This window comes from Ruegeria sp. BHSB056 (assembly GCF_059613305.1).
Genome location: NZ_JBXWSG010000013.1, coordinates 24,805 through 47,066, shown reverse-complemented (window position 1 = coordinate 47,066; position 22,262 = coordinate 24,805). Strand labels below are relative to the sequence as shown.

The following is a 22,262-nucleotide window of genomic DNA, read 5'->3' as shown; positions in this document are numbered from 1 at the left end:
CATGCAACGCTGTGTCCAAAGAGGAGGGCACCATGCGCCGCTTTGTTTTTATTTCAATAGCTTACGTCATTTCGCTTTTGGTCCTGCCCAGCGCCACCCAGGCGCAAGATGCAGTGCCTGAATTCCGTTACATCACGACGCGGGACGCAGATTTTTATGGCTCGGATCTGGACGCCCTTTTCGATACCGATCTGAAGTCCTGCATTCAGGCCTGTTCCGCCAATACGCTTTGCACCGCGTTCACCTACAACACCCGATCCAATGCCTGTTTTCCAAAAAGCGGTGTAAACCGGCAAGAGGCCTATCAGGGGGCTGTGTCTGCGCAGAAGGTGCTTACCCCAGATCAGATCCAAACATTGGCAAAAACGCGCGCAAGTGCGTTGAATGTACTTGGTACTGCCGACCTGAAGCAGGCCGCAGATCAGGCACGCGATCTGGGCTTTTTGCATATGGCACAGGGTAACGACCTGCAGGCTGTTCTGGGCGCGGCGCGCAGCGCGAGCAGCCCGCGGCAGGCGATGAATTGGACTGGTGTGGCCGTATCGCTCAGTGACGCGCCCGATCTATGGGTGGAATATGCGCGCCTGTTGTTGCAGACAAACTCTTCGGACTGGAGTGAAAGGCGCGATCTGCGCAACCGTGCGCTGAATGCCGCAACCAATGGCTATTTGCGCGCCGATACTCCCGGCACGCAGATTGCCGCCCTGATGACATTGGCCCGCGCCCTGGAAGAGGTCGAGCGCGGGCGCGATATGATCCCTGTGCTGCGGCTGGCAGAGCAAATCCAACCGCGCGAGGATGTACTGGCCGCGCTGAATGATGCCATCGGGAAATACGGGTTTCGCGTGGTCGACAGTTCTGTCGAAAGCGACGCCGTTGCACCGCGGATCTGCGTCGAGTTTTCAGAACCGCTGGTCAAGGCGGGGGTCGACTATGACCCGTTTGTCCAGCGCAACGATGACGGGTTGGTGGTACAGGCTGAGGGTAGGCAGCTTTGCGTTGACGGTGTCGCCCATGGTCAGCGCTATCGCCTGACGCTACGCGAAGGCCTGCCCTCCGCCTCGGGCGAAGCGCTGAACCGCAATGTTGAGCTTACCCATTATGTGAGAGACCGGGCGCCTTCGGTCCGGTTTCCCGGGCGCAGCTACGTGCTGCCGAAATCCGCTGATGCTGCTTTGCCCGTTGAAACGGTCAACGTCACCGAGCTGAACCTGATCCTGCGGAGGGTCAGCGACCGGAACCTGTTGCGCGCGGTTCAGCAGGATTTCTTCGGTCGCCCGCTCAGTGAATGGCAGGAAGCAGAATTTTCCGATGAAATTGCCGAGGATATCTGGACCGGTACCGCCGAAGTGGCCAACGAACTGAACCAGACCATGACGGCGCGCCTGCCCATGGCCGAGGCGATCGCGGATCAGCCCGCCGGCATCTATGCGCTGACCGCCCGTGTTCCGGGGGCTGATCCCTATGACGACCCGGGCGCAACGCAATGGTTTGTTCTGTCCGATCTTGGGATCAGCAGCATGCTTGGCACCGACGGGTTGCACGTCACGGTGCGCGGGTTGAGCGACGCGGCACCCCGTGAAGGTGTCGAGGTTTCACTGGTCACAAGCGCAAATGCGGTCATCGCCCAAGCGCGAACGGATGAATCAGGTTATGTCCGGTTCGATCCCGGCCTGACACGGGGCAAGGGGGCCAGTGCTCCCGCGCTGGTGATGGCATCGACCGGGGACAGCGACTTCAGCTTTCTATCCCTGACCGATCCTGCCTTTGACCTGTCAGATCGTGGTGTTGAAGGGCGTGCACCGGCGGGGCCGGTTGATGTTTTTCTAGCCACGGATCGCGGCGCTTATCGAGCCGGAGAGGTGATACACCTCACCGCCCTTTCGCGCGATGGTGAGGCGCAGGCTATCGAGGGCCTGCCCCTGATTGCGATCCTGTATCGCCCTGACGGCGTGGAATACCGCCGAACCGTCTCGGATGGCGGCGTCGCCGGGGGGCATATCTTTGCCCTGCCTGTTGCGGCGGATGCACCACGCGGCGCTTGGCGGATCGAGATCAGGTCTGATCCCAAAGGCGATGCGTTGGCGAGTCAGACAGTGCTGGTAGAAGATTTCCTGCCGGAACGTATAGATTTTGAGCTGACCCTGCCGGACGCGCCCATGCGTCCCGGCGACAGCCCACCGCTTTCGATCGACGCGCGCTATCTGTTTGGTGCGCCGGGGTCCGACCTGAGCATCGACGGTCAGGTTATCGCACGCCCGGCGGACACAGTGCCGGGCTACGACGGATATCGCTTTGGCCGCTATGACGCCGAGACATCGATCAAAAGCACCTATTTTGGTGACACGCGTACAGATGCAAACGGCAAAGCATCTATTGCCGTTGAAATCCCTGTGTTAGAGACGGAGGGGAAGCCAATTGAAGCCGAGGTTATTGCGCGACTGGCTGACGGCTCAGGCCGCCCTGTTGAACGTCACCTGAGCGTTCCTGTCCTGCCGCCGCAACCTGTCATCGGTGTCAAACCCCTGTTCGAGGACGTACTCCCCGAAGGTACCGAGGCCGCGTTTCAGATCATTGGCCTTGCACCCGACCTGAGCCCCAGCCCGATGCGCCTGCGCTGGACGCTGAACAAGATCGAAACGCGGTATCAATGGTATCAGCTTTACGGAAACTGGAATTGGGAACCGACAACCAGACGCACTCGCGTTGCCACCGGAGAGATAGACGTCGCCACTGATCCTTTGACGTTGTCCCAGCCCGTGGACTGGGGCCGTTATGAACTGGTGGTCCAACGTATTGATGGCACCTTTACGGAAACCGCTGTCGATTTCCACGCAGGCTGGTATCAGGCCGCAGATGCTTCGACCACGCCTGACCGGCTTGAGATGTCTCTGGATCGCGACAGCTATCGCGCCGGGGAGACCGCACAGCTGCGCATCGTTCCGCGCATGGCAGGTATCGCTCAGGTCGAGGTGATGTCGAACCGTCTGATCCATCGCCAGATGGTTGCCGTAACGGAAGGCGAGACAGTTATCCCGATAGAGGTGACAGAAGATTGGGGGGCAGGTGCCTATGTCACGGCCACAGTGATCCGACCGATGAATGTTTCGGGTGGTCAGAACCCGGCACGCGCCATGGGCGTCGCCTATGCCGCCATTGATCCCGCGGATCGCACGCTGTCAGTTGCCATTGAGGTGCCTGAGGTTACCTCACCCCGTCAAACACAGAAGACCCTTGTTAGGGTCGAAAATTTTATAAGCGATGATCCAGTGTGGCTGACCCTTGCCGCTGTGGATGTGGGCATCCTCAACCTGACGGGGTTCGAAAGCCCAAACCCGCAAGAGTACTATTTCGGGCAACGTCGGCTGGGTGTGGACCTGCGTGATGTTTACGGGCGGCTGATCGACGGCATGAACGGAGCGATGGGTACGGTTCGCTCTGGCGGCGACAATGACAACGGGATGCGCCGCCAATCCCCGCCACCGACGCAAGATCTGATGGCGGTGTTCAGCGGCCCGGTTCAGGTCGGTGCGGATGGAAAGGTTGAGGTCGACATCCCCCTGCCCGCCTTCAATGGTACAGTCCGCCTGATGGCCATCGCGTGGTCACAAAAAGCCGTCGGTCAGGCCGAGGCTGACATGATCGTCCGCGACCCGGTGGTGGTTACGGCCAGCCTGCCGCGGTTTCTGGCCCCCGGCGATCAAAGTCGGATACGGCTTGAGATTGTCCATGCGGATGGCGCATCCGGAGACATGGCGCTTGGCCTGACCACCACCGGTGGGCTGGAACTGGGCCCGGTACCGGCACGCTTTCAGCTGGAGGATGGTGGCAAAGCGGTGTTCGACATCCCTGTAACAGCCCATGTCATTGGCGATCCAGAGATCAGCGTTTCCATCACCACACCAGACGGGCGCGATCTGTCGCAAACCCTACGGATGCCGGTGCGGGCCAACGATCCCGTAATTGCCCGGACGCGGCGCTTTGCGCTGGGTGCGGGTGACAGCTTTCTGTTTTCGCAGGATGTTTTTGATGGGTTTCAACCTGGCTCGGCCAAGGCCATTCTGTCAGCCGGAGCGTTGGCCACATTTGACACGCCCGGTCTGCTGGATCAGCTGAACCATTACCCCTATGGCTGCACCGAACAGATCACCAGCAAGGCACTGCCGCTGCTTTACCTGTCATCCGTCGCGCAGGCCTCGGGGCTGGGGAATGGCCCGGAGGTGGATCAGCGCATCACGGATTCGATCCAAAGCATTCTGACTCGTCAGGCTGCAAACGGTGCCTTTGGCCTGTGGCGCGCAGGCAGCGGTGATTTCTGGCTGGACGCCTATGTGACCGATTTCCTGTCGCGCGCCCGTGCGCAGGGGAACCCGGTGCCGGATCGGGCGTTTGCGCAGGCCATGGATAACCTGCGCAATCGGGTCAATTATGCGCCGGACTTCGACGAAGGTGGTCAGGATATTGCCTATGCCCTGATGGTTCTGGCGCGGGAAGGCGCGGCGGCGATGGGCGATCTGCGCTATTATGCGGATGTCAAAGGGGATGCTTTTGACACGCCGTTGGCCGCCGCACAGCTGGGCGCTGCGCTGGCGTCGTACGGGGACCAGACCCGCGCAGACGCGATGTTCACTCGTGCGGCACGGATGCTGCAACAGGTGCCGAACGATCGAGAAAACCACTGGCGCGCGGATTACGGCACCCGCCTGCGGGATGCGGCGGGCCTGCTGACCCTGGCCGTAGATGCAGGCAGCGAGGCGATTGACCGCAACGCATTGATCCAACGGGTAAGCACGGGCCGAACGCCCCTGTCCACACAAGAGGCCGCGTGGTCCCTGTTAGCAGCGCACGCGCTGGTGTCAGACCCTTCAGGGTCCGGCTTGACGGTCAACGGCGTGTCAGTTTCCGGCCCCTTTGTTCAGGTTCTGCAATCCGGGCAGGCGGAAGAGGTCAACATCACTGCGACCGACGGTCAGCCCACCGATATCACCCTGACGGTGACCGGAATCCCCGAAGATCCGCCTGAGGCCGGTGGCACCGGCTATGCTATCGAACGGCAGTATTATTCGATGGACGGTGATCTGATTGACGCAAGCCGCTTTGCCGTAGGGGATCGGTTCGTCACGGTTCTGACGGTCACGCCGTTTGAAAACGGTGGGGCGCGTCTGATGGTGGACGATCCTCTTGCCGCCGGGATCGAGATTGACAACCCGAACCTGCTGCGATCGGGCGATGTACGGTCGCTGGACTGGTTGAATCTGTCTGATGCCACGCATACCGAGTTCCGCTCGGACAGGTTCCTGGCTGCGGTTGACCTGTCTGGACGCCAGACCGTGACGCTGGCTTATGTCGCCCGTGCCGTCACACCGGGCGTGTTCCACCATCCGGCGGCCTCGGTCGAAGATATGTACCGCCCCCAGAACCGTGCGCGAACGGCGACGGGACGGGTCGAGGTGCGATGACCGGACATCGTTCATATCCTGTTTGGGCGGCTCTCATGCCTAGGGTGCCGCGCCTGTTATTTGCGTTGGCCGGTGCTCTCTATCTGGCGGCGTTGGCGCGGGATGGTGTTGACCGCTGGGTCGACGCCACAGTGCTGCCGCCCATTCTGACTGAAACTTCGGTCGAGATGCGGGATCGTAACGGTGACCTCCTGCGTGTGTTTCCGGTTGCAGATGGCATCTGGAGGCTGCAGCCCGGCGCGGTCGATCCCAATTTCACCGCTATGCTGATCCGGTACGAAGATAAACGTTTCTGGACCCACGCGGGCGTGGACCCTGTCGCGTTGCTGCGCGCAGCCGGGCAAAGCCTTTGGAGCGGGCGCGCTGTTTCAGGCGGGTCAACCCTGACCATGCAGGTCGCGCGGCTGATCGAAGATGGATCGACCGGACGCTGGAGTGGCAAGTTTCGCCAGATTAGGGTCGCATTGGCGCTGGAGCGACAGCTGAGCAAGACACAGATCCTGAACCTCTACCTGACCCATGCCCCCTATGGCGGCAATCTGGAAGGTATCCGTGCCGGTGCCCGCGCCTGGTTCGGCAAAGAAGCAACCCGTTTGACCGCCGCACAGGCGGCCCTGCTGGTCGCTTTGCCGCAATCCCCGGAGGCACGACGCCCGGATCGCAGACCCGAGGCAGCCCAAATTGCCCGAGACCGGATTTTGCGCAGGTTGGAGCGCCACGGCGTATTGACCAAGCCTGAAATGCACGCTGCCCTGACGGAAACCATTCCTGATCGAATGATCCCGTTTCCGCGCCTTGCACCCCATCTGACCGACCGCGTGAAAGGCCAAACCCGTGCAACCGGTGTATTTGATCTGACCCTGGATGCAGGGGTGCAAGCCCGGTTGGAAACTTTGGTCGCTCGGGCCGCGGCGCGCGTAGGGCCGCGCGTGTCCGGGGCCCTGATCGTGGCAGATCATCGCGACGGCAAGGTTTTGGCCTCGGTCGGGTCAGCCGGGTATCGGGATGCGCGACAAGGGTTCGTGGATATGACGCAAGCCGTGCGGTCGCCCGGATCGACGCTGAAACCTCTGGTTTACGGGCTGGCATTCGATCAGGGGCTGGCCCATCCGGAAACCCTGATCAGCGACAGCCCGGTGATGTTCGGGCGTTACGCCCCGCGTAACTTCGATGGTGTTTTCCGGGGCGATGTAAGGGTTCGGGACGCGCTGCAATTGTCGCTGAATATCCCTGTCGTGCGCCTGACGCACGAGCTGAGCCCTGCGCGCGTGATGGCAGCACTGCGGACAGCAGGATCAGAACCGCGCCGGAGCAGTGGTACACCCGGATTGGCAATATCCTTGGGTGGTGTCGGTCTGAGCCTGCATGATCTTGTACAGATCTACGTGACGCTGGCCGCTGGTGGGCAAGGCCCGATCCTGCGCCATGACACCCTGGCTGATGCACGGCTCACCTCTCGTGTTTTGTCCGAAACCTCAGCATGGCAGATTGCGGATATCCTATCCGGGATCACAGCACCCACGGGCAGCACTTCAGGGACGCTGGCCTTTAAGACAGGTACCTCTTATGGGCACCGCGATGCCTGGGCCATTGGCTTTGACGGGCAGCATGTCATCGGGGTCTGGCTGGGGCGTGCGGATGGCACACCTGTTCCCGGCGCATTCGGAGGGGACGTTGCCGCGCCGCTTTTGACCGAGGCTTTTGGCCTGTTGAAACCCGAACTCACGCCCTTGCGCCCACCGCCGCCATCAACACTGTTGGTTGGCGCGGCGCAATTGCCGCAACCGTTGCAACGTTTCCGGCCCCGCGCGGCGGCTTTCGAAACGGACCAAACCGCACCTGATCTGTTGTTTCCACCAGAAAACGCTGTGTTAGAGACTTTCGGGAGCCCTCTGACAGTGAAACTACGCGGTGGTGTCGGGCCGTTTTCCGTTCTGACCAACGGCGTGCCCGTTTTGACCGGGCAACGGCAGCGAGAATTCGAAATTCCCAATCCCGGACCCGGATTTACCTCAGTTGTTGTGGTGGACGCACAGGGCCAATCCGACCGAGCCTCGTTCCGGATCGACCAGAGCGCGCCCGGTTCCCGTTAAAGAACAGCAACGGGCCAGCGTTAACGCCGCCCTTCCCGTAGCCAACCGCCCAGCAGAAAGCCCCCAGCCAGCAGCAAGACAAGCCAGGGCGGCAGCAACCCGGCCTGCGTGACATCCCGCGTCTCATACGCGTTGCGTGGGGTCAAACCGATCCAGCCCCGACCGGCGGCAGGGCGTCCGGCGCGCACGGTGCGGATCGATGGCAGCCCATCTTCCAGTTGGATCACACCGCCCCGCAACCCGGCCAGCACCGGTTCAAGGACATCACCTGTCGCGATGGTGCGCTCGAACTCCTTCGGTGCAGCAGGTCCAAGGCCGATCACTGCCATGTGGTCGCCTTCCTGCAAACGATAAAGGCCGATCTCGGGGCCGTAATACTGCGCTTCAAACCTGCCCGGAGAAACCTCTTTCAAGGTAATCTCCAACGTCTCGCCATTCGGCAAGGTGACTGTTACCGGGCCGACTTCTGTCCCGAGCGTCTGACGAATGATGCGCATGGACTGACCGTTGGCCTCGGCCCACAACGCCTCTTCTTCCAGTTCCGGTTCTTTCATCATCCAATGGGCCAGCCTGCGCAACAGCTCCAGCTGCGGACCCCCTCCTTCGAAGCCACGACTCCAAAGCCAGGCATGGTCAGACGCAAGCATCGCAACGCGCCCTTCGCCGACACGGTTCAAAACAAGCAGCGGACGATCCTCGACCCCGGTCATCAGCACGTCGCCCGAGCGGTGTTTCACGTCGATCTGACGCAACCACGCCCCCCAATCCTCGGACTCTCCAAGGTTGGTCGTGACCGGGTGGCGATGCCCCAGATCACTGACCATTGGCACATATCGTTCCTCGATCACCCGTGCGGTTGGCTGAGCAGGCAGAATTGGTGCCAAAGGCGAGCGGAAGATGCTGTCGGCGCCGGCAAAATCGGGCCCGGCAGCAATCAGGACCGCGCCGCCTTCGTTGATGTAGCTTGTGACATTGTCCAGATAGATTGCTGGCAGAATCCCGCGCCGCTTGTAGCGGTCAAAGATGATCAGGTCGAAATCGTTGATCTTTTCCAGAAACAACTCACGAGTCGGGAAGGCGATCAGCGACAGCTCGTCCACCGGAACACCATCCTGTTTCTCGGGCGGGCGCAGAATGGTGAAATGCACCAGATCAACAGAACTGTCGGATTTCAACAGGTTGCGCCACGTGCGACCACCCGGATGCGGCTCGCCCGAGACCAGCAGCACGCGCAGGCGGTCCCTTACGCCGTTCATCTGGATCAGGGCCGTGTTGTTACGATCGGTCAACTCGCCCTCGGCCTGAGGGACGGAAAACTGGATCACGTTGCGCCCGCCATGGGGCAATGTGACTGGCAGTTCGACATCGCGACCGATTGGAATACTGAACTGCTCGGGCTCGCCCCCATCCACCGATATTTCCAGCGGCGCAGATGTTGCACCTGCGGGGGCAGCTCCGCTGTCTTCGACGCGCAGGGTCAAGGTCACCGATTCACCAATGATGGCGAAAGCCGGGGCGTTTCGGACAATAAGCCTGCGATCCCAGTCGCTTTCCCGCCCGGTTTGCAGCAGGTGCATCGGCGCGGGCAGATCCGGGGCCTGATCGACATCATGCACGATCCCATCTGACACCACGAGGATACCGGCGATACGCGCGCGCGGCTCTTCCGCCAGAGCTTCGTTCAGGGCTGCCATGATCTGCGTGCCCTCATCACCTTCACCATCGCCAACCCGGATACGGCGCAGTTCTGTATTGTCGCGTGCCTCGATCTCTGCGGCTAGGTCATCTGCGGCCATTGCTGTTTGTTCCGCCCGATCTGAAAGCGTCTGGCTGGCGCTTTCATCCTCGAACATCAGAACGATATCTGTCAGCGGTGCACGATCTTCAATCTGATAGACCGGGCCAGACAGCGCAGCGATGATCACCAGCGCCGCCAACCCACGCAAGGCCCATCCCGACAATCCACGCCACAAAGCCAGAACGACTCCGGCCACGGCAATCATACCCACGACAAGCAGCATCGCCCACGGGATCAGCGGATCGAAGATGACGGTTCCTGTCATTGTCCCAACCTGTCCAGAAGGGCGGGCACGTGAACCTGATCGGATTTGTAGTTCCCCGTCAGCACATGCATCACCAGATTGACACCAAAACGATTGGCCAACTCGCGTTGCCGTTCCCCGGCATAACCGCGCCCGACGGGCAACAGGGCCTGCCCGTTGCGATCCACCGCCCAGGCACCGGCCCAGTCATTGCCGCCGATGACCACCGGCGTCACATTGTCGTTCAGATTGCGGAAAGGCATCCCGTCGATCTGTTCTGCATCCAGCGGCGCGGCTTCAACCCAAACCTCGGTGCCTGAATATCGGCCCGGAAAATCCTGTAACAGGTAGAACGTGCGTGTCAGAACATGATCGCGCGGAATCGGCTCTAATGCAGGTATATTCAGCGGTCCGGCCAGTTGTTGCAGTTTGCGGCCATTTGGGCTGGAGGCACCGAAACCGGCAATATCCGCGTCACGCGTGTCAAACAGGATCATCCCCCCGGACCGCAGATAGGCGTTTAGCTTGACATAAGCCTCGGCCGAAGGTTGCGACTGGCTTGCTGAGATCGGCCAATAAAGCAGCGGAAAGAAAGCCAGTTCATCCCGTTCCAGATCAACACCAATGGGGTCTGCCGGTTCGACCGATGTGCGATAGAACAGGGTTTGACCAAGTCCCCGCAACCCGGCTTGCGCAATATCATCCACCTGAGCGTCGCCAGTCAGGACATGCGCCAATACCAGTTCGTGGGTCGCAGCCAATGCAAACTCGGTGTCCTCAGGCGTTTGCGCGTGACCTTCGGGTACTAGCAGAAAGGCAGCCAGCGCAGCGGCCGTCGTCCGGGCCAGACCCAACCTGCCCGACAAAGCAAGCGATGCAATAACATCGACTGTCAGCAAAATCAGTGCAAGGCTGAGCAACAGACCGCCCAGTGGCGTTTCCGTACTGACCTCCTGCCCTTTGATCGGCACATTCGCGGGCCAGACAACAGGGCGCAGCTGAGTTTCTTCCGAAACGACGTTCAACGCCAGCTTCTGCTTGCCACTTTCATAAAGACCCGGACGCAGTTCCGGCCCGATCTGGCCCGATATCAGTTCAACCCCGCCGACACCTGCCAGGGTTCCGGCATCTGACAAGGTGCCAAATCCGTCCATGATTTGTACCGGCTCCCATGTTGTTCCCAGTAACTGAGCCTCTTGCCGGGACTTTGCAGCCGAAGCCACGGCCAGCCGATCCAGCATTTCAACGAACAGGCCCGACAGTGGCAGGCTCGACCATTCTGCATCGGCGGTCACATGGAACAACACCACCTGCCCCAACCCCAACGCCTTACGAGTCACCAAAGGCGTGCCGTCAGACAGTGAGGCAATTACGCGATCCGCCAAGTTAGGGTCTGGTTGTGCCATGACCTGAGTGGAAACGACCACGTCATCAGGGATGTCCAGTCCATAGAAGGGCGAGGTTTCGGGGAATGGTGCCAAGGTCTTGGCCTCACCCCAGCTCATCGCGCCGCCGACAGATCGCCCACCGCTGCGCAGCCGTGCAGGTAGCAGGGTGTCTTCGGTGTCGCGCCCAAGATCGCTGGCCGCCATGCGCGGGCCGGCAAAGCGCAGCAACAGACCGCCCTGTTCGACCCATTCAATCACGTCCGCCTTTTCAGGTTCCGACATCTGGGCCACATCTGACAGAACAATGACATCCGGATTGGCGGGCAGAACTTCGGGTAGGCCACCATCGACGAAATCCGCCGTGGGGCTCAGGACCTGTGTCAGATAATGCAGGGGTGACAGCAGCTCCAGACCTTCGCGGTTCAAACTCCCGGCAATCAGCGCGACCTCGCGACGACGCAGGCTGTCATCGGTCAGGGTCACGGCCCCGGCAGACCTTTGGCCCTGGATTTCGAACCGCGTGATCCGCGCGCGGAGTTCGGATGGCAGCGCCAGATCGACCTGCGCCGAAGCGTTCCCGGCTTCCAGGGTCAGTTCCACTGAATGTAGCACACGCGCCGTTCCGGCCGGGTCGCGCCCTTGTGCCAATACAGTCACACGTTCCTCGGGTCCGGGGCCTGCGCGCTGCACTGTCAATTGGATCAACCCGTCCTGATAAGCGGCTGGCAGGATCGCCATGGGCCGGGACGCCGCCTGATAAACCACCACATCGCCACGAGCCTGCAAGCTGGAGACCAGCGCCGCATGATCCGCGTAATCCAGCCGGTCACTGAACCAATGGGTATCAAACCCGCCATCAATTGAATTTAGTGCCGCAATGGTCTGTGCGATCTGAGGTTCGGTCGGCTGCCATGGGTTGGGCATCAATCCCGGCAAATGCCCTCGCCATGCCTCGGCCGCCTGAAAAACGGGTGTTTCTGGTTCGGTCAGGCGCAGGATAGCCACCGTGCGCCCTGCGCGACCAGCCTCGGTCAGTTGCGCATCGATCTGATCCAGCGTGGCGGGCCATCGGGTCGCGCCAGCCCAACTGGCGTCCAGCACCATCAGCAGCGGCCCGGACCCGATCTCATCCCGCGACGGGTTCAGAACCGGACCGGCCAGACCTATGATCACCGCCGCAGCTGCCAGCATCCGCAGCAGCAACAGCCACCACGGCGTGCGGTCCGAAACGCTTTCGTCATCCTTCAGGCCCAACAGCAACGTCACCGCCGGGAACATCCGACGGATCGGCGCGGGCGGCACCGCGCGCAGGATCAGCCACAGGATCGGCAGGGTTAGAAGACCCAGCAGCACCCATGGAGCGGTAAAGCCGATGCCCGCCAGAACCGTCATCGCGTTCCCCCGTCCAGCGCACGATATATCCACAACAGAGCCGCTTGCGCGCTATCGCCCGTGTGATGCAGACCCATTTGCCAGCCAGTCGCCCGGCAAAGTTGCGTCAGCGCATCCTTACGGTGGGCGAGGCGTTGCAGATAGCGGTCCCGCAGCTCTGCCGCCTTGAGCGTTTCGTGCCGGACGGACCCCCCGACGCTTTCGAAAATCGTACGCCCACGATAAGGAAATGTCTCTTCGCCCGGGTCCAGCACCTGAAGGATGACGCCGCGAACACCACGGTCTGCTGCTTTGGTCAGGGCCAGTTCAACTTCGTCCATTGGACCAAGAAAATCCGAAATGAACACGGCACGGGCATGCGGGATCATGGCGCGATGTTCAGGCGGGGCGTAATCCGTTTGATCATCTTCAGACCAGGCTTGCGCCAGCCGGATGATCTGTGCATTGCCGCGCCGGGGCGGCAAGGTCGTGCCGGTCAGGCCAACGCGTTCACCGCCGCGGACGAGCAGGATTGACGTTGCCAGCCCCAAAAGCCGGGCTCGGTCCGCCTTGGTCGGCAACGATTTGTCGGACGCAAACCGCATCGACGCCCCCTGATCGACCCATAGCATCACGGATTGCGCGATCTGCCATTCGCGTTCCCGCACATATTGCTGATCTCCACGCGCCGAGCGGCGGTGGTCGATCATCCGGCGACTGTCGCCGATCTGCGCGGGGCGGTATTGCCAGAAATCATCCCCCATGCCAGAGCGTCGCCGTCCATGGTCACCCAGCAGAACGGTACCCGCCAGATGCTCGGCCCGCGCCAAAAGGGGCGGCAGCCGCGATGCCTCGGCCTCGGATCTTTCGCGAAGGGTCAGCGCGGCATTCACGCTGCCGCCTCGGTCCGAATCAACCCGACAGCAGTCGAGTCGATCAGGTCGGCCAAACTGTCGCCGCGTGCCCGTGCCGCAAAGTTGAGAGCCATCCGGTGGCTAAGCACCGGGCGCGCCATGTCCAGCACATCCTCGGCATTGGGTGCCAGACGCCCCTGCAACATCGCACGTGCCCGAACCGTCATCATCAGCGCCTGCGCAGCGCGTGGCCCAGGACCCCACGCGACGGTTTCAGCAACCCGTTCGGATACACCCGCTTCTTCTGGGCGGAAGGCCCGCACCAGATCAAGGATCAGCTCGACAACCGATTCCCCGACCGGCATCCGACGCAGCAGGACCTGTGCAGCCAGCAACTCTTCCTTGCTGAAAATCTGATGTGCTTCGTCTTCTTCAACACCGGTTGTGGCCAGCAGAATATCCCGCTCGGTCTGGCGGTCGGGGTATTCTACATCGATCTGCACAAGAAACCGGTCCAGCTGCGCTTCGGGCAGCGGATAGGTGCCTTCCTGTTCGATCGGGTTTTGCGTGGCCAGAACATGGAATGGCACACCAAGGGAACGGTCCTCACCGGCCACTGTTACCGTGCGTTCCTGCATCGCCTGCAGCAGCGCAGATTGCGTTCGCGGGCTTGCCCGGTTGATTTCATCCGCCATCAGCAGCTGACAGAAGATCGGGCCGGGAATGAAACGGAAATGGCGGCTGCCATCATCAGCCGTATCCAACACCTCAGACCCGAGAATATCGGCGGGCATCAGGTCGGGCGTAAACTGAATGCGATTGCCATGCAGGCCCATCACGGTCGACAACGTCTCGACCAACCGTGTCTTGCCCAAGCCCGGCAGACCGATCAGAAGGGCATGACCACCGCACAAAAGCGCGGTCAGGGTCAGGTCCACGACCCTTTCCTGCCCGATGAAGCGGCGGGTGATCGAGGCCTTGGCCTCTTGCAGCTTGTTTTCCAGCGCTTCGATCTCGGCTACGAGGTCGGCAGGTTCGTTCATGACTTTCCCTTCCGTGGACGAATATGATTGAAGTGTATCGCGCTGAGAGGAAATGGCAAAAGCAATGAGCGGACAAAAACCTGTGAAACCCTCGCCCGACGGTTTGACCGCATCGGTAAAAGCCGCCAAAACCCGAGGTTTACCGCCCGTTCACCTGTGGAATCCCCCGTTTTGTGGCGATCTGGACATTCGTGTCGCAAAAGATGGTACATGGAGTTATTTAGGCTCACCCATCAATCGGTTCGAGCTTGTGAAGCTTTTTTCCTCAATTCTTAAGAGAGAAGACGGGAAATATTATCTGGTTACGCCGGTTGAAAAGGTGGGAATCACTGTCGAGGACGCGCCGTTCATCGCCGTGGATTTCGAGCAAACCGGCGAAGGTCAGACGCAAGACCTGACCTTCCGCACACAAGTGGACGACATCGCTGTTGCAGGGCCCGCGCATCCGATCCGGGTTGTTATTGATCCCGAAACAGAAGAACCGTCACCCTACATATTGATCCGCGCCAACCTCGAAGCCCGCATAGACCGCAAAAGTTTTTACCGCCTCGTCGAGATTGGCAGCCACCATGAGGGCTGGTTCGGTGTTTGGTCAGGCAGACAGTTCTTTGGCCTGATACCTTCAGCCGATCTTGGCTGACCGAAGTGCGCGATCCTGGGCCAGAACTACGGCCAAAGCAACCACGCCCGCGCCCAGCGCACGGGTCCAGTTCCAGTCCTCCCCCAACATCAGCATGATCAGCATCACGTAAAACGGTGCAATATTGATGTGAAACGAAGCCAGCGCCACACCCAGCTTGCCCACGGCCGAGATGAACAACACCTGGCTGAGCCCCAGTGATATCAAGGCATAGATCCCAAGCATCCCCCATTGCTGTCCATCAATGGCGGCGGTTGGCAGCACATCCATGCCCAGCTGGGCCGCCCCAAAACTCAGCACCGCGGCCATGAGCAACCCACCGACGAAGGTAATCGTACAGCGCCCGATCTGACTAAGCTCGGGGAAGTCGCGCGCGGTGGCCATGCTACCCCAACAAAACAGGCCCGTTGCAAGGATCGCCAGAACCGCGCCCAGCCCCAGCTGTTCGGGCGCGGCGGCGCTGGTTGCAATCAGCCCACCCAGAACCGACACCAGAACACCCAACGCAAAGGTCCATTTCAGCCGTCGGGTTCCAGCCACCAACTCCAGTACCGTTGCAAGCAAGGGCGCGCAGGATGCAATGATCGCGACTGTCACCGGGTCCGTCATTTTCTGCGCCACGATCAGCAGAAACATAGCAAAGCCAAAACCAAAGCCGCCGACAACCATCGCCCGGCCCCATCTGGCGCGTAACACTCTGCTTGGACCGTCCAGCAGAATCCAGACCGGTATCAGAACGGCAACCGCCAGCATCAGGCGCGCAGTCAGCAATGCAACGGGAGGCCAGGTTTGCAGCAACACTTCTGCCGCGGGGAAACCCGCTGCCCAGGTGATCATGGAGGCAACGGCCAACCCATTCCCTGACAGCGCTGGATTTTGGCCACCAGACAAAACGGTAGTTGCCCCGCGTACGGGTTCCGGGCTCATCGCCATTGGATTCGGACCTTTTGTTAATGCGGCACCCGTAATGACGAGCCGCGCTGAGCGGACCTTTGCTGATTCGGTGCAGGCGATCTGGTCGATTTTCGACAATCTGTCGTTTTCGATCCCTTCCCCGAAAAACATCCCTTGCGTATGGTCGGATCACCACAACCACTGACCGCTCATGCCCAGATTTGCTGCCAACCTTTCGCTTCTGTTTACGGAAATGCCTTACCTGGATCGGTTTCAGGCGGCGGCAGATGCCGGGTTTACCGCGATCGAGGTTTTGTTTCCTTACGACATCGCCGCGACGGAATCCCGCCGCGCCTTGATTGCCAACGGGTTGGAGCTTGTGTTGATCAATGCGCCACCACCCAACTACACCGGGGGTGCGCCGGGTTACGCAGCGATCCCCGATGGTCAATCACGGTTCCAGTCGGACATTCGCCGTGTCCTGCGATATGCAGGGGTGCTTCGCCCCGGCCTGATCCACATCATGTCCGGATATGCCACCGGGCCAGATGCATTGAATTGTTTTGTGCAAAACCTGCAATGGGCTGCCGATTTCGCCCCACAGCAGCAGTTCACCATCGAACCGCTCAACCCGGTTTCACAGCCCGGGTATTTTTTGAACGATTATGATCTGGCAGCAGACGTGCTCAACCAGGTGGATCGCCCGAATGTCGGCCTGCAATATGACAGCTTTCACGCCCATATGATCCATGGCGACGCGCTGGCTGTCTGGGATCGCTTTCATCCGCAGGTGGTCCATGCCCAAATCGGCGCAGCCCCGGATCGCATGGAACCGGGTCGTGGCCCAACGGATTTCCAAGGCTTGTTCTCGGCCATGGACGCGGCAGGTTATGGCGGCTGGGTTAGCGCGGAATACATACCCTCAACTCAACGCACCTGCGACACACTTGACTGGATGCGGGACTTGCACTGGTAATTTTCATTCAAATACCGCACATCAGGGGCATTGCGACCACTAGGATGCCTGCCATGATACCCGCCCGCTATGCCCGTGCCATTTTCAGCCTGATCATGTCCGGCCTCATGTCCTTGATTGTAACGGGGATTGCGACGGTCAAAGCAATTGGGTTTAACCCCGGCACAGTTGGCGATTGGATGGCGTCCTGGGCTTTTTGTTGGCCCATCGCCTTCACCGTAATCCTGCTGTTTGGCCCATCTGTGCAACGAATGGTCAACCGCATGGTCGGGCCGCAGGGCTGACCCGCTGATAGGACAGACCGCCGAGAACTGAAGAACAACGCCGTTAGTGCGCCTCGGCCCAGTTCGCCCCCTTCCCGGCATCCACGACCAGCTTCACATCCAGCTTGACCGCAGGATCCGAGGCGCCCTCCATCACGTCACGGGCCACGTCAACCACCTGATCCACCGCGTCTTCGGCCACTTCGAACAGCAACTCGTCGTGAACCTGCAACAGCATCCTGGCTGGTAATCCGGCGATCGCGTCCGGCATTCGCACCATAGCGCGCCGGATCACATCCGCCGCCGTACCTTGAATTGGCGCATTGATCGCCGCGCGGCGCGAGAACCCTGCATGTGGCCCTTTGGCATTGATTTCGGGCGTGTGAATCTTGCGCCCGAACAGGGTTTGCACATAGCCGTGCTCTTTCGCGAATTCGACTGTGTCGTCCATATAGCGGCGAATGCCTGGGAACCGTTCGAAATAACGATCAATAAAGCTCTGTGCCTCGGCCCGTGGAATACGCAGGTTCCGGGCCAGACCAAAGCCCGAGATGCCGTAGATCACACCGAAATTGATTGCCTTTGCCTGACGGCGGATATCAGGTGTCATCTCATCCAACGGCACGTCGAACATCTCGGACGCGGTCATGGCGTGAATATCCAAACCGTCAGAAAACGCCTGTTTCAGAGCCGAAATATCAGCAATATGGGCCAGAATGCGCAACTCGATCTGGCTGTAGTCGAGACTTACCAAGACATTGCCCGGCTCGGCGATGAAAGCCTCACGAATACGCCGCCCTTCTTCTGTCCGCACCGGAATGTTTTGCAGGTTGGGATCGGTCGAGGCCAGACGCCCCGTGTTCGCTCCGGTGATCGAATAAGATGTGTGTACCCGGCCTGTGTCGGGGTTGATATGGGTCTGTAGCGCGTCGGTATAGGTCGATTTCAGCTTGCTCAGCTGCCGCCAGTCCAGCACACGGCGCGGCAGTTCATGCTCGGTTGCAAGGTCTTCCAGAATATCAGCCCCTGTCGAGTATTTCCCGTTCTTGCCTTTTTTCCCGCCTTCCAGACCCATCTTGTCGAACAGGATTTCGCCCAGCTGAGCGGGCGATCCGACATTAAAGCTTCCCCCGGCCAACTCGTGAATTTCAGCCTCTAAACCGGCCATTTTCTGGGCAAATGCATTGGACATCCGGCTCAGGACATCGCGGTCGACCTTGATTCCATGCATCTCCATCCCGGCCAGTACCGGGACCAGCGGCCGTTCCAGCGTCTCATAGACCGTGGTCACCTGTGCCCGGTGCAATTGCGGTTTGAACAGCTGCCACAAACGCAAGGTGATGTCCGCATCTTCGGCGGCATAGGCCGTGGCCTCGTCAATCGCGACCTTGTCGAAGGTGATTGCCGATTTTCCCGACCCCAGCAGTGGTTTGATCGGGATAGGTGTGTGGCTCAGATAACGCTCGGACAGGGTGTCCATCCCATGCCCATGTTCACCGCCATGCATGGCGTAGGACATCAGCATCGTATCGTCGATGGGTGAAACGTCGATGCCATACCGCCTGAAGATCTTGGCATCATATTTCATGTTCTGCCCGATCTTGAGGACCGACGGATCCTCGAGCATCGGTTTCAAAAGCATCAGGGCTTCATCCAATTGCATCTGCCCATCGGCCAAAGCATCCGATCCAAACAGATCGTCCGCTGATCCATCGCGGTGGGTCAACGGGATGTAACAGGCTTCTCCGGCCTCGACGCACAGCGAAATACCCACCAGACCGGCAATCATCTCGTTCAGGCCCGTGGTCTCTGTGTCTACAGCCACCCAACCACGCTCATAGGCCTGGTCAATCCACTTTTGCAGGGCCGCTGAATCACGTACGCATTCGTATTTCGAACTGTCAAACGGGATCACCTCGGCCTCGACCTCTGCCGCCGCTGGCGCAGGCGCGTCGGCAATCACCGGAGCCTCAACCCCCAGCTTGTCAGCGATGCGCTTGGTGAGGGTACGGAACTCCATCTCCGCTAGAAACGCCAACAGCGTGTCTGCATCGGGGTCCCTCACCTCAAGGTCGTCCAAGGTGAAATCCAGCGGAGTATTCTCATCCAGTTGAACCAATTTCTTCGAAAGCTCGATCTGGTCTCGCATTTCGATCAGGGTCTGGCGGCGTTTGGGCTGCTTGATCTCATCCGCCCGGTCCAGCAGGGTCTCCAGGTCGCCGAATTCGTTGATCAGCAAAGCCGCCGTCTTGACCCCGATCCCCGGCGCGCCAGGAACATTGTCGACGCTATCACCTGCCAACGCCTGAACATCGACCACACGTTCCGGTCCAACCCCGAACTTCTCGACCACGCCATCCCGGTCAATGCGTTTGTTCTTCATCGCATCCAGCATTTCGACGCCGTCCCCGACCAACTGCATCAAGTCCTTGTCGGAACTCACGATGGTCACACGGCCACCCGCATCTCGCGCCTGAACAGCGAGGGTCGCGATAATGTCGTCAGCCTCATAGCCCTCCATCTCCTTGCAGGCGATGTTGAACGCTTTTGTCGCCTCGCGGGTCAGCGGCATCTGTGGGCGCAGATCCTCGGGCATCGCCTCGCGGTTGGCCTTGTAGAGGTCGTAAAGGTCATTGCGGAAGGTATGCGAGCCTTTGTCAAAGATCACCGCCACATGGGTCGGCGCATCTGGCCCGGTGTTTCCCTCGACATATTTCTGCAGCATGTTGCAAAAGCCCGAAACAGCCCCAATTGGCAGACCATCCGACTTGCGAGTCAGCGGTGGCAACGCGTGATAGGCCCTGAAAATAAAGGCCGATCCGTCGATCAGATGCAGGTGACACCCTTTTCCGAAATTGCTCATGCGCGCGCTCCCTATCGGTCAGGAATGGTTCTGCCACAGGGTCGCGCGGGTGACCAGTCTTGAACTTGGACTAACCGCCGAAGAGGCCGCTGAAAACGTCCGAGAAACTGTTCAGCAGCGCCATAATGATCAACACACCGAGGAAGGCAAAAAACGCGAAGGCAAAGAACTGGAACAAAATTGCGCCGATGCCAACAGCAATCCCAGCAATGGCAGGGCGCCGCCTTTCGTGACGCAGGATGCCAACAACCGACAGAATAACCGCCAGCCCACCTAGCATGGCAACGCCGATCTGCAGGAAATCATCCAGATCGCGCGCGCGCGCAACGGGCTCGGGCTGCTCCATCCCTGCGGCCGCGCGCAGAGTAGATTTGCCGATTTCAGCTGCCAGTTCACCCAGCGACACGCCCGAGGACTGGTTTGGGGCAAATGGACCAGCCCAGAAGACAAACAAGGCAGCAAACAATGCCAAAGACGCTATGCAAAAGCCAACCCAACCAAAAATCGGGTTGGCGGAATCGTTGGATGTAATATCGCTCATCACGCTCGCCTACGTTGCTTGCCACGTGCATTACCATAAAAAACACGGCGAGATTTGGGCGAAACCCAACTAGGTCAGCAATCAGCTTTGCTCTGTGCCTTTCAGAACATATTTGCAGTCGCAATAGGGGCATTCGACCCAGCCTGCGTCTTCTGGAATTTGCAGCCACACGCGCGGATGACCTAACGCACCTTCGCCACCGTCACAGGCAACACGGGCGGTTTCGACGATCTTGGTTTCCGGCGCTTCGATGGTCACGGCTGGCGATCCTTCTTCGGTTGTCGGCCACGCGGGCATGTATTAGGTGCGTTTATGGGCGATGATCAAACCGGGGGCAAGTGCCACATGTGCGACGCGGCAATCAGGATCGAAGGGCTGCGCAAAACCTATCGCGGTGGCAAGGGTCAGCCCGAAAAGCATGCGCTGAAAGGCATTGACCTGACCGTCCCGCGCGGCTCGGTTTTTGGTCTGCTGGGTCCAAACGGTGCCGGAAAATCGACCCTGATCAATATCCTGGCTGGTCTGGTGGTGAAATCGGCGGGTCGCGTGGCGATCTGGGGCTTCGATCAGGATCAGAGTCCACGCCAGTCGCGATCGGCCATCGGTGTAATGCCACAAGAACTCAACCTCGACCCGTTTTTCACCCCGCGCGGCGCGCTTGAGGTTCAGGCCGGTCTCTATGGCGTTCCGAAGTCCGAACGGCGCAGTGATCAGATTCTTGAACTGGTCGGTCTCAGTGACAAGGCCGAGGCCTATGCCCGCACTCTTTCGGGCGGGATGCGGCGGCGGTTGCTGCTGGCCAAGGCACTGGTGCATCACCCGAAAATCCTTGTGCTTGATGAGCCCACAGCAGGTGTGGATATCGAACTGCGCCAGATGCTCTGGGCCAATGTGCGCAAGCTGAACGAACGGGGCATGACCATCATCCTGACCACCCACTACTTGGAAGAAGCGCAGGAGATGTGCGACGAGATCGCCATTATCAACCACGGTGAAAAGGTCGCGCAGGACAGCACGGCCAACTTGCTGGGCCGCATGGACAGCCGCACCATGGTGATTGTGCCCGACAGCCCGATCATTGATCTGCCTGTGTCAGAAGGCGTCGAGGCAGCTCTCCGCGATGATGGCAGCCTTGTCTTGCAATACCGAAACATTCAGACCAGTGCCGAGCAGGTTCTGGAATCGGTGCGCGCCGCGAATATCTGCATCCGTGACGTTCGCACCGAAGAGGCCGATCTTGAGGATGTATTCCTTGCCCTGACCTCGTCCCGCACCGAGGATCACCCGGCGGATGATCAGGATCAGCCACGCCGGGGCATCCACCGGGTCAAGCTTTAGGCGCGGTCTATTCGCGCCTGATAGCAGTTATTCCGCGCAGACCGCACGTGAATATAGGCGACGTCGGATTGGGAAAAGATTTCCCTGACTTTTGCGTCGATTCTGTCCGTCGGCGTGACCGCCCCGGTGCCATAGACGATCCTGTCATCCGCACCGTAGCCCTTGATCAGATAGTCAGGCGAGGTGGTCAGAATTTCGGGCAGCGCGTCTTCCTCGTACCGCTCGCATGGTGTTGCACACAGAAAGATCGGGCCGGTTTCCGCATAGGGATGTGTCTTTGAAAAAGGCCGATGTGCCAATATCAGCATCTCATCGCCCTCGGGGATATGTCGCAGGCAGTGGCGGCACGGATTACCTGCACCCGTCGACACAGCGCGTTCCGGCGTTGAACCATATGCATCCGGGCCACCCGCCTGTAGGGCGCGTACATCGTTGGTGGGCAAAGCGGTGATTTTGAACATCTCGGATCTCCTTTTTTGCTGACCATGCCCACCTGA

General features: G+C 60.0%; 15 protein-coding genes. 6 read left to right on the top strand and 9 right to left on the bottom strand.

The genetic code is table 11. The features are described from left to right. Positions 1-32 precede the first annotated feature (32 nt). Together AC2FND_RS05465 and pbpC are read left to right on the top strand one after the other, a co-directional pair. On the top strand, positions 33-5,459 hold the full coding sequence (locus AC2FND_RS05465; RefSeq protein WP_496768393.1) for an alpha-2-macroglobulin family protein: 5,427 nt from the start codon (positions 33-35) through the stop codon (positions 5,457-5,459). Positions 5,460-5,494: 35 nt separating this feature from the next. After that, the gene (gene pbpC / locus AC2FND_RS05460) at positions 5,495-7,552 is read left to right on the top strand and encodes a penicillin-binding protein 1C (RefSeq protein ID WP_496768392.1); all 2,058 of its coding nucleotides are present in this window, start codon (positions 5,495-5,497) and stop codon (positions 7,550-7,552) included. 20 nt (positions 7,553-7,572) lie between these two features. Here the strand turns inward: pbpC and AC2FND_RS05455 are convergent, their stop codons facing one another. Genes AC2FND_RS05455 through AC2FND_RS05440 form a run of 4 tightly spaced genes read right to left on the bottom strand, consistent with a single transcriptional unit; the run spans position 7,573 to position 14,250 of the window. Further along, positions 7,573-9,615 (bottom strand): hypothetical protein, encoded by a 2,043-nt coding sequence (locus AC2FND_RS05455; protein ID WP_496768391.1) that lies wholly within the window; start codon positions 9,613-9,615, stop codon positions 7,573-7,575. Then, positions 9,612-12,374 carry a DUF4159 domain-containing protein gene (locus tag AC2FND_RS05450; protein ID WP_496768390.1) on the bottom strand — a complete coding sequence of 921 codons (2,763 nt, stop codon included), beginning with the start codon at positions 12,372-12,374 and terminating at the stop codon, positions 9,612-9,614. Before AC2FND_RS05450 ends, AC2FND_RS05455 begins: the two co-directional genes overlap by 4 nt. Further along, on the bottom strand, positions 12,371-13,246 hold the full coding sequence (locus tag AC2FND_RS05445) for a DUF58 domain-containing protein (protein WP_267365920.1): 876 nt from the start codon (positions 13,244-13,246) through the stop codon (positions 12,371-12,373). Before AC2FND_RS05445 ends, AC2FND_RS05450 begins: the two co-directional genes overlap by 4 nt. Continuing rightward, on the bottom strand, positions 13,243-14,250 hold the full coding sequence (locus AC2FND_RS05440) for an AAA family ATPase (RefSeq protein WP_496768389.1): 1,008 nt from the start codon (positions 14,248-14,250) through the stop codon (positions 13,243-13,245). Before AC2FND_RS05440 ends, AC2FND_RS05445 begins: the two co-directional genes overlap by 4 nt. Positions 14,251-14,314: 64 nt before the next feature. Between AC2FND_RS05440 and AC2FND_RS05435 the strand changes: the two genes are divergently transcribed. After that, positions 14,315-14,890 carry a DUF1285 domain-containing protein gene (locus tag AC2FND_RS05435; protein ID WP_496768388.1) on the top strand — a complete coding sequence of 192 codons (576 nt, stop codon included), beginning with the start codon at positions 14,315-14,317 and terminating at the stop codon, positions 14,888-14,890. Here the strand turns inward: AC2FND_RS05435 and AC2FND_RS05430 are convergent. Beyond that, positions 14,873-15,955, bottom strand: coding sequence for a DMT family transporter (locus tag AC2FND_RS05430; RefSeq protein ID WP_496768387.1), 1,083 nt, complete (start codon positions 15,953-15,955; stop codon positions 14,873-14,875). The two genes, AC2FND_RS05435 and AC2FND_RS05430, sit on opposite strands and share 18 nt — an antisense overlap. Before the next feature lie 40 nt (positions 15,956-15,995). Here AC2FND_RS05430 and AC2FND_RS05425 point away from each other — a divergent pair, with 40 nt between their 5' ends. Both AC2FND_RS05425 and AC2FND_RS05420 read left to right on the top strand, forming a co-directional pair. Further along, positions 15,996-16,760: a hydroxypyruvate isomerase family protein gene (locus AC2FND_RS05425; protein WP_496768386.1), complete on the top strand. Its 765-nt coding sequence runs from the start codon at positions 15,996-15,998 to the stop codon at positions 16,758-16,760. A gap of 53 nt (positions 16,761-16,813) precedes the next feature. Beyond that, the gene (locus tag AC2FND_RS05420; RefSeq protein ID WP_496768384.1) at positions 16,814-17,044 is read left to right on the top strand and encodes a DUF2798 domain-containing protein; all 231 of its coding nucleotides are present in this window, start codon (positions 16,814-16,816) and stop codon (positions 17,042-17,044) included. Between the two features lie 43 nt (positions 17,045-17,087). Here the strand turns inward: AC2FND_RS05420 and polA are convergent, their stop codons facing one another. The 3 genes from polA to AC2FND_RS05405 form a co-directional block, all read right to left on the bottom strand. Beyond that, positions 17,088-19,886 carry a DNA polymerase I gene (gene polA, locus AC2FND_RS05415; protein WP_496768383.1) on the bottom strand — a complete coding sequence of 933 codons (2,799 nt, stop codon included), beginning with the start codon at positions 19,884-19,886 and terminating at the stop codon, positions 17,088-17,090. Positions 19,887-19,956: 70 nt separating this feature from the next. Beyond that, positions 19,957-20,427: a hypothetical protein gene (locus AC2FND_RS05410; protein ID WP_209505199.1), complete on the bottom strand. Its 471-nt coding sequence runs from the start codon at positions 20,425-20,427 to the stop codon at positions 19,957-19,959. A gap of 81 nt (positions 20,428-20,508) precedes the next feature. Continuing rightward, positions 20,509-20,685 (bottom strand): zinc-finger domain-containing protein, encoded by a 177-nt coding sequence (locus AC2FND_RS05405; RefSeq protein ID WP_209598538.1) that lies wholly within the window; start codon positions 20,683-20,685, stop codon positions 20,509-20,511. Positions 20,686-20,772: 87 nt separating this feature from the next. On the opposite strand from AC2FND_RS05405, the gene AC2FND_RS05400 reads away from it, so the two are divergent. Then, positions 20,773-21,765 (top strand): ABC transporter ATP-binding protein, encoded by a 993-nt coding sequence (locus AC2FND_RS05400; RefSeq protein ID WP_496768406.1) that lies wholly within the window; start codon positions 20,773-20,775, stop codon positions 21,763-21,765. On the opposite strand, the gene AC2FND_RS05395 is transcribed toward AC2FND_RS05400, so the two are convergent. Then, positions 21,762-22,226, bottom strand: a complete 465-nt coding sequence (locus tag AC2FND_RS05395; RefSeq protein ID WP_496768380.1) for a DUF1203 domain-containing protein — start codon at positions 22,224-22,226, stop codon at positions 21,762-21,764. The two genes, AC2FND_RS05400 and AC2FND_RS05395, sit on opposite strands and share 4 nt — an antisense overlap. Positions 22,227-22,262 lie beyond the last annotated feature (36 nt).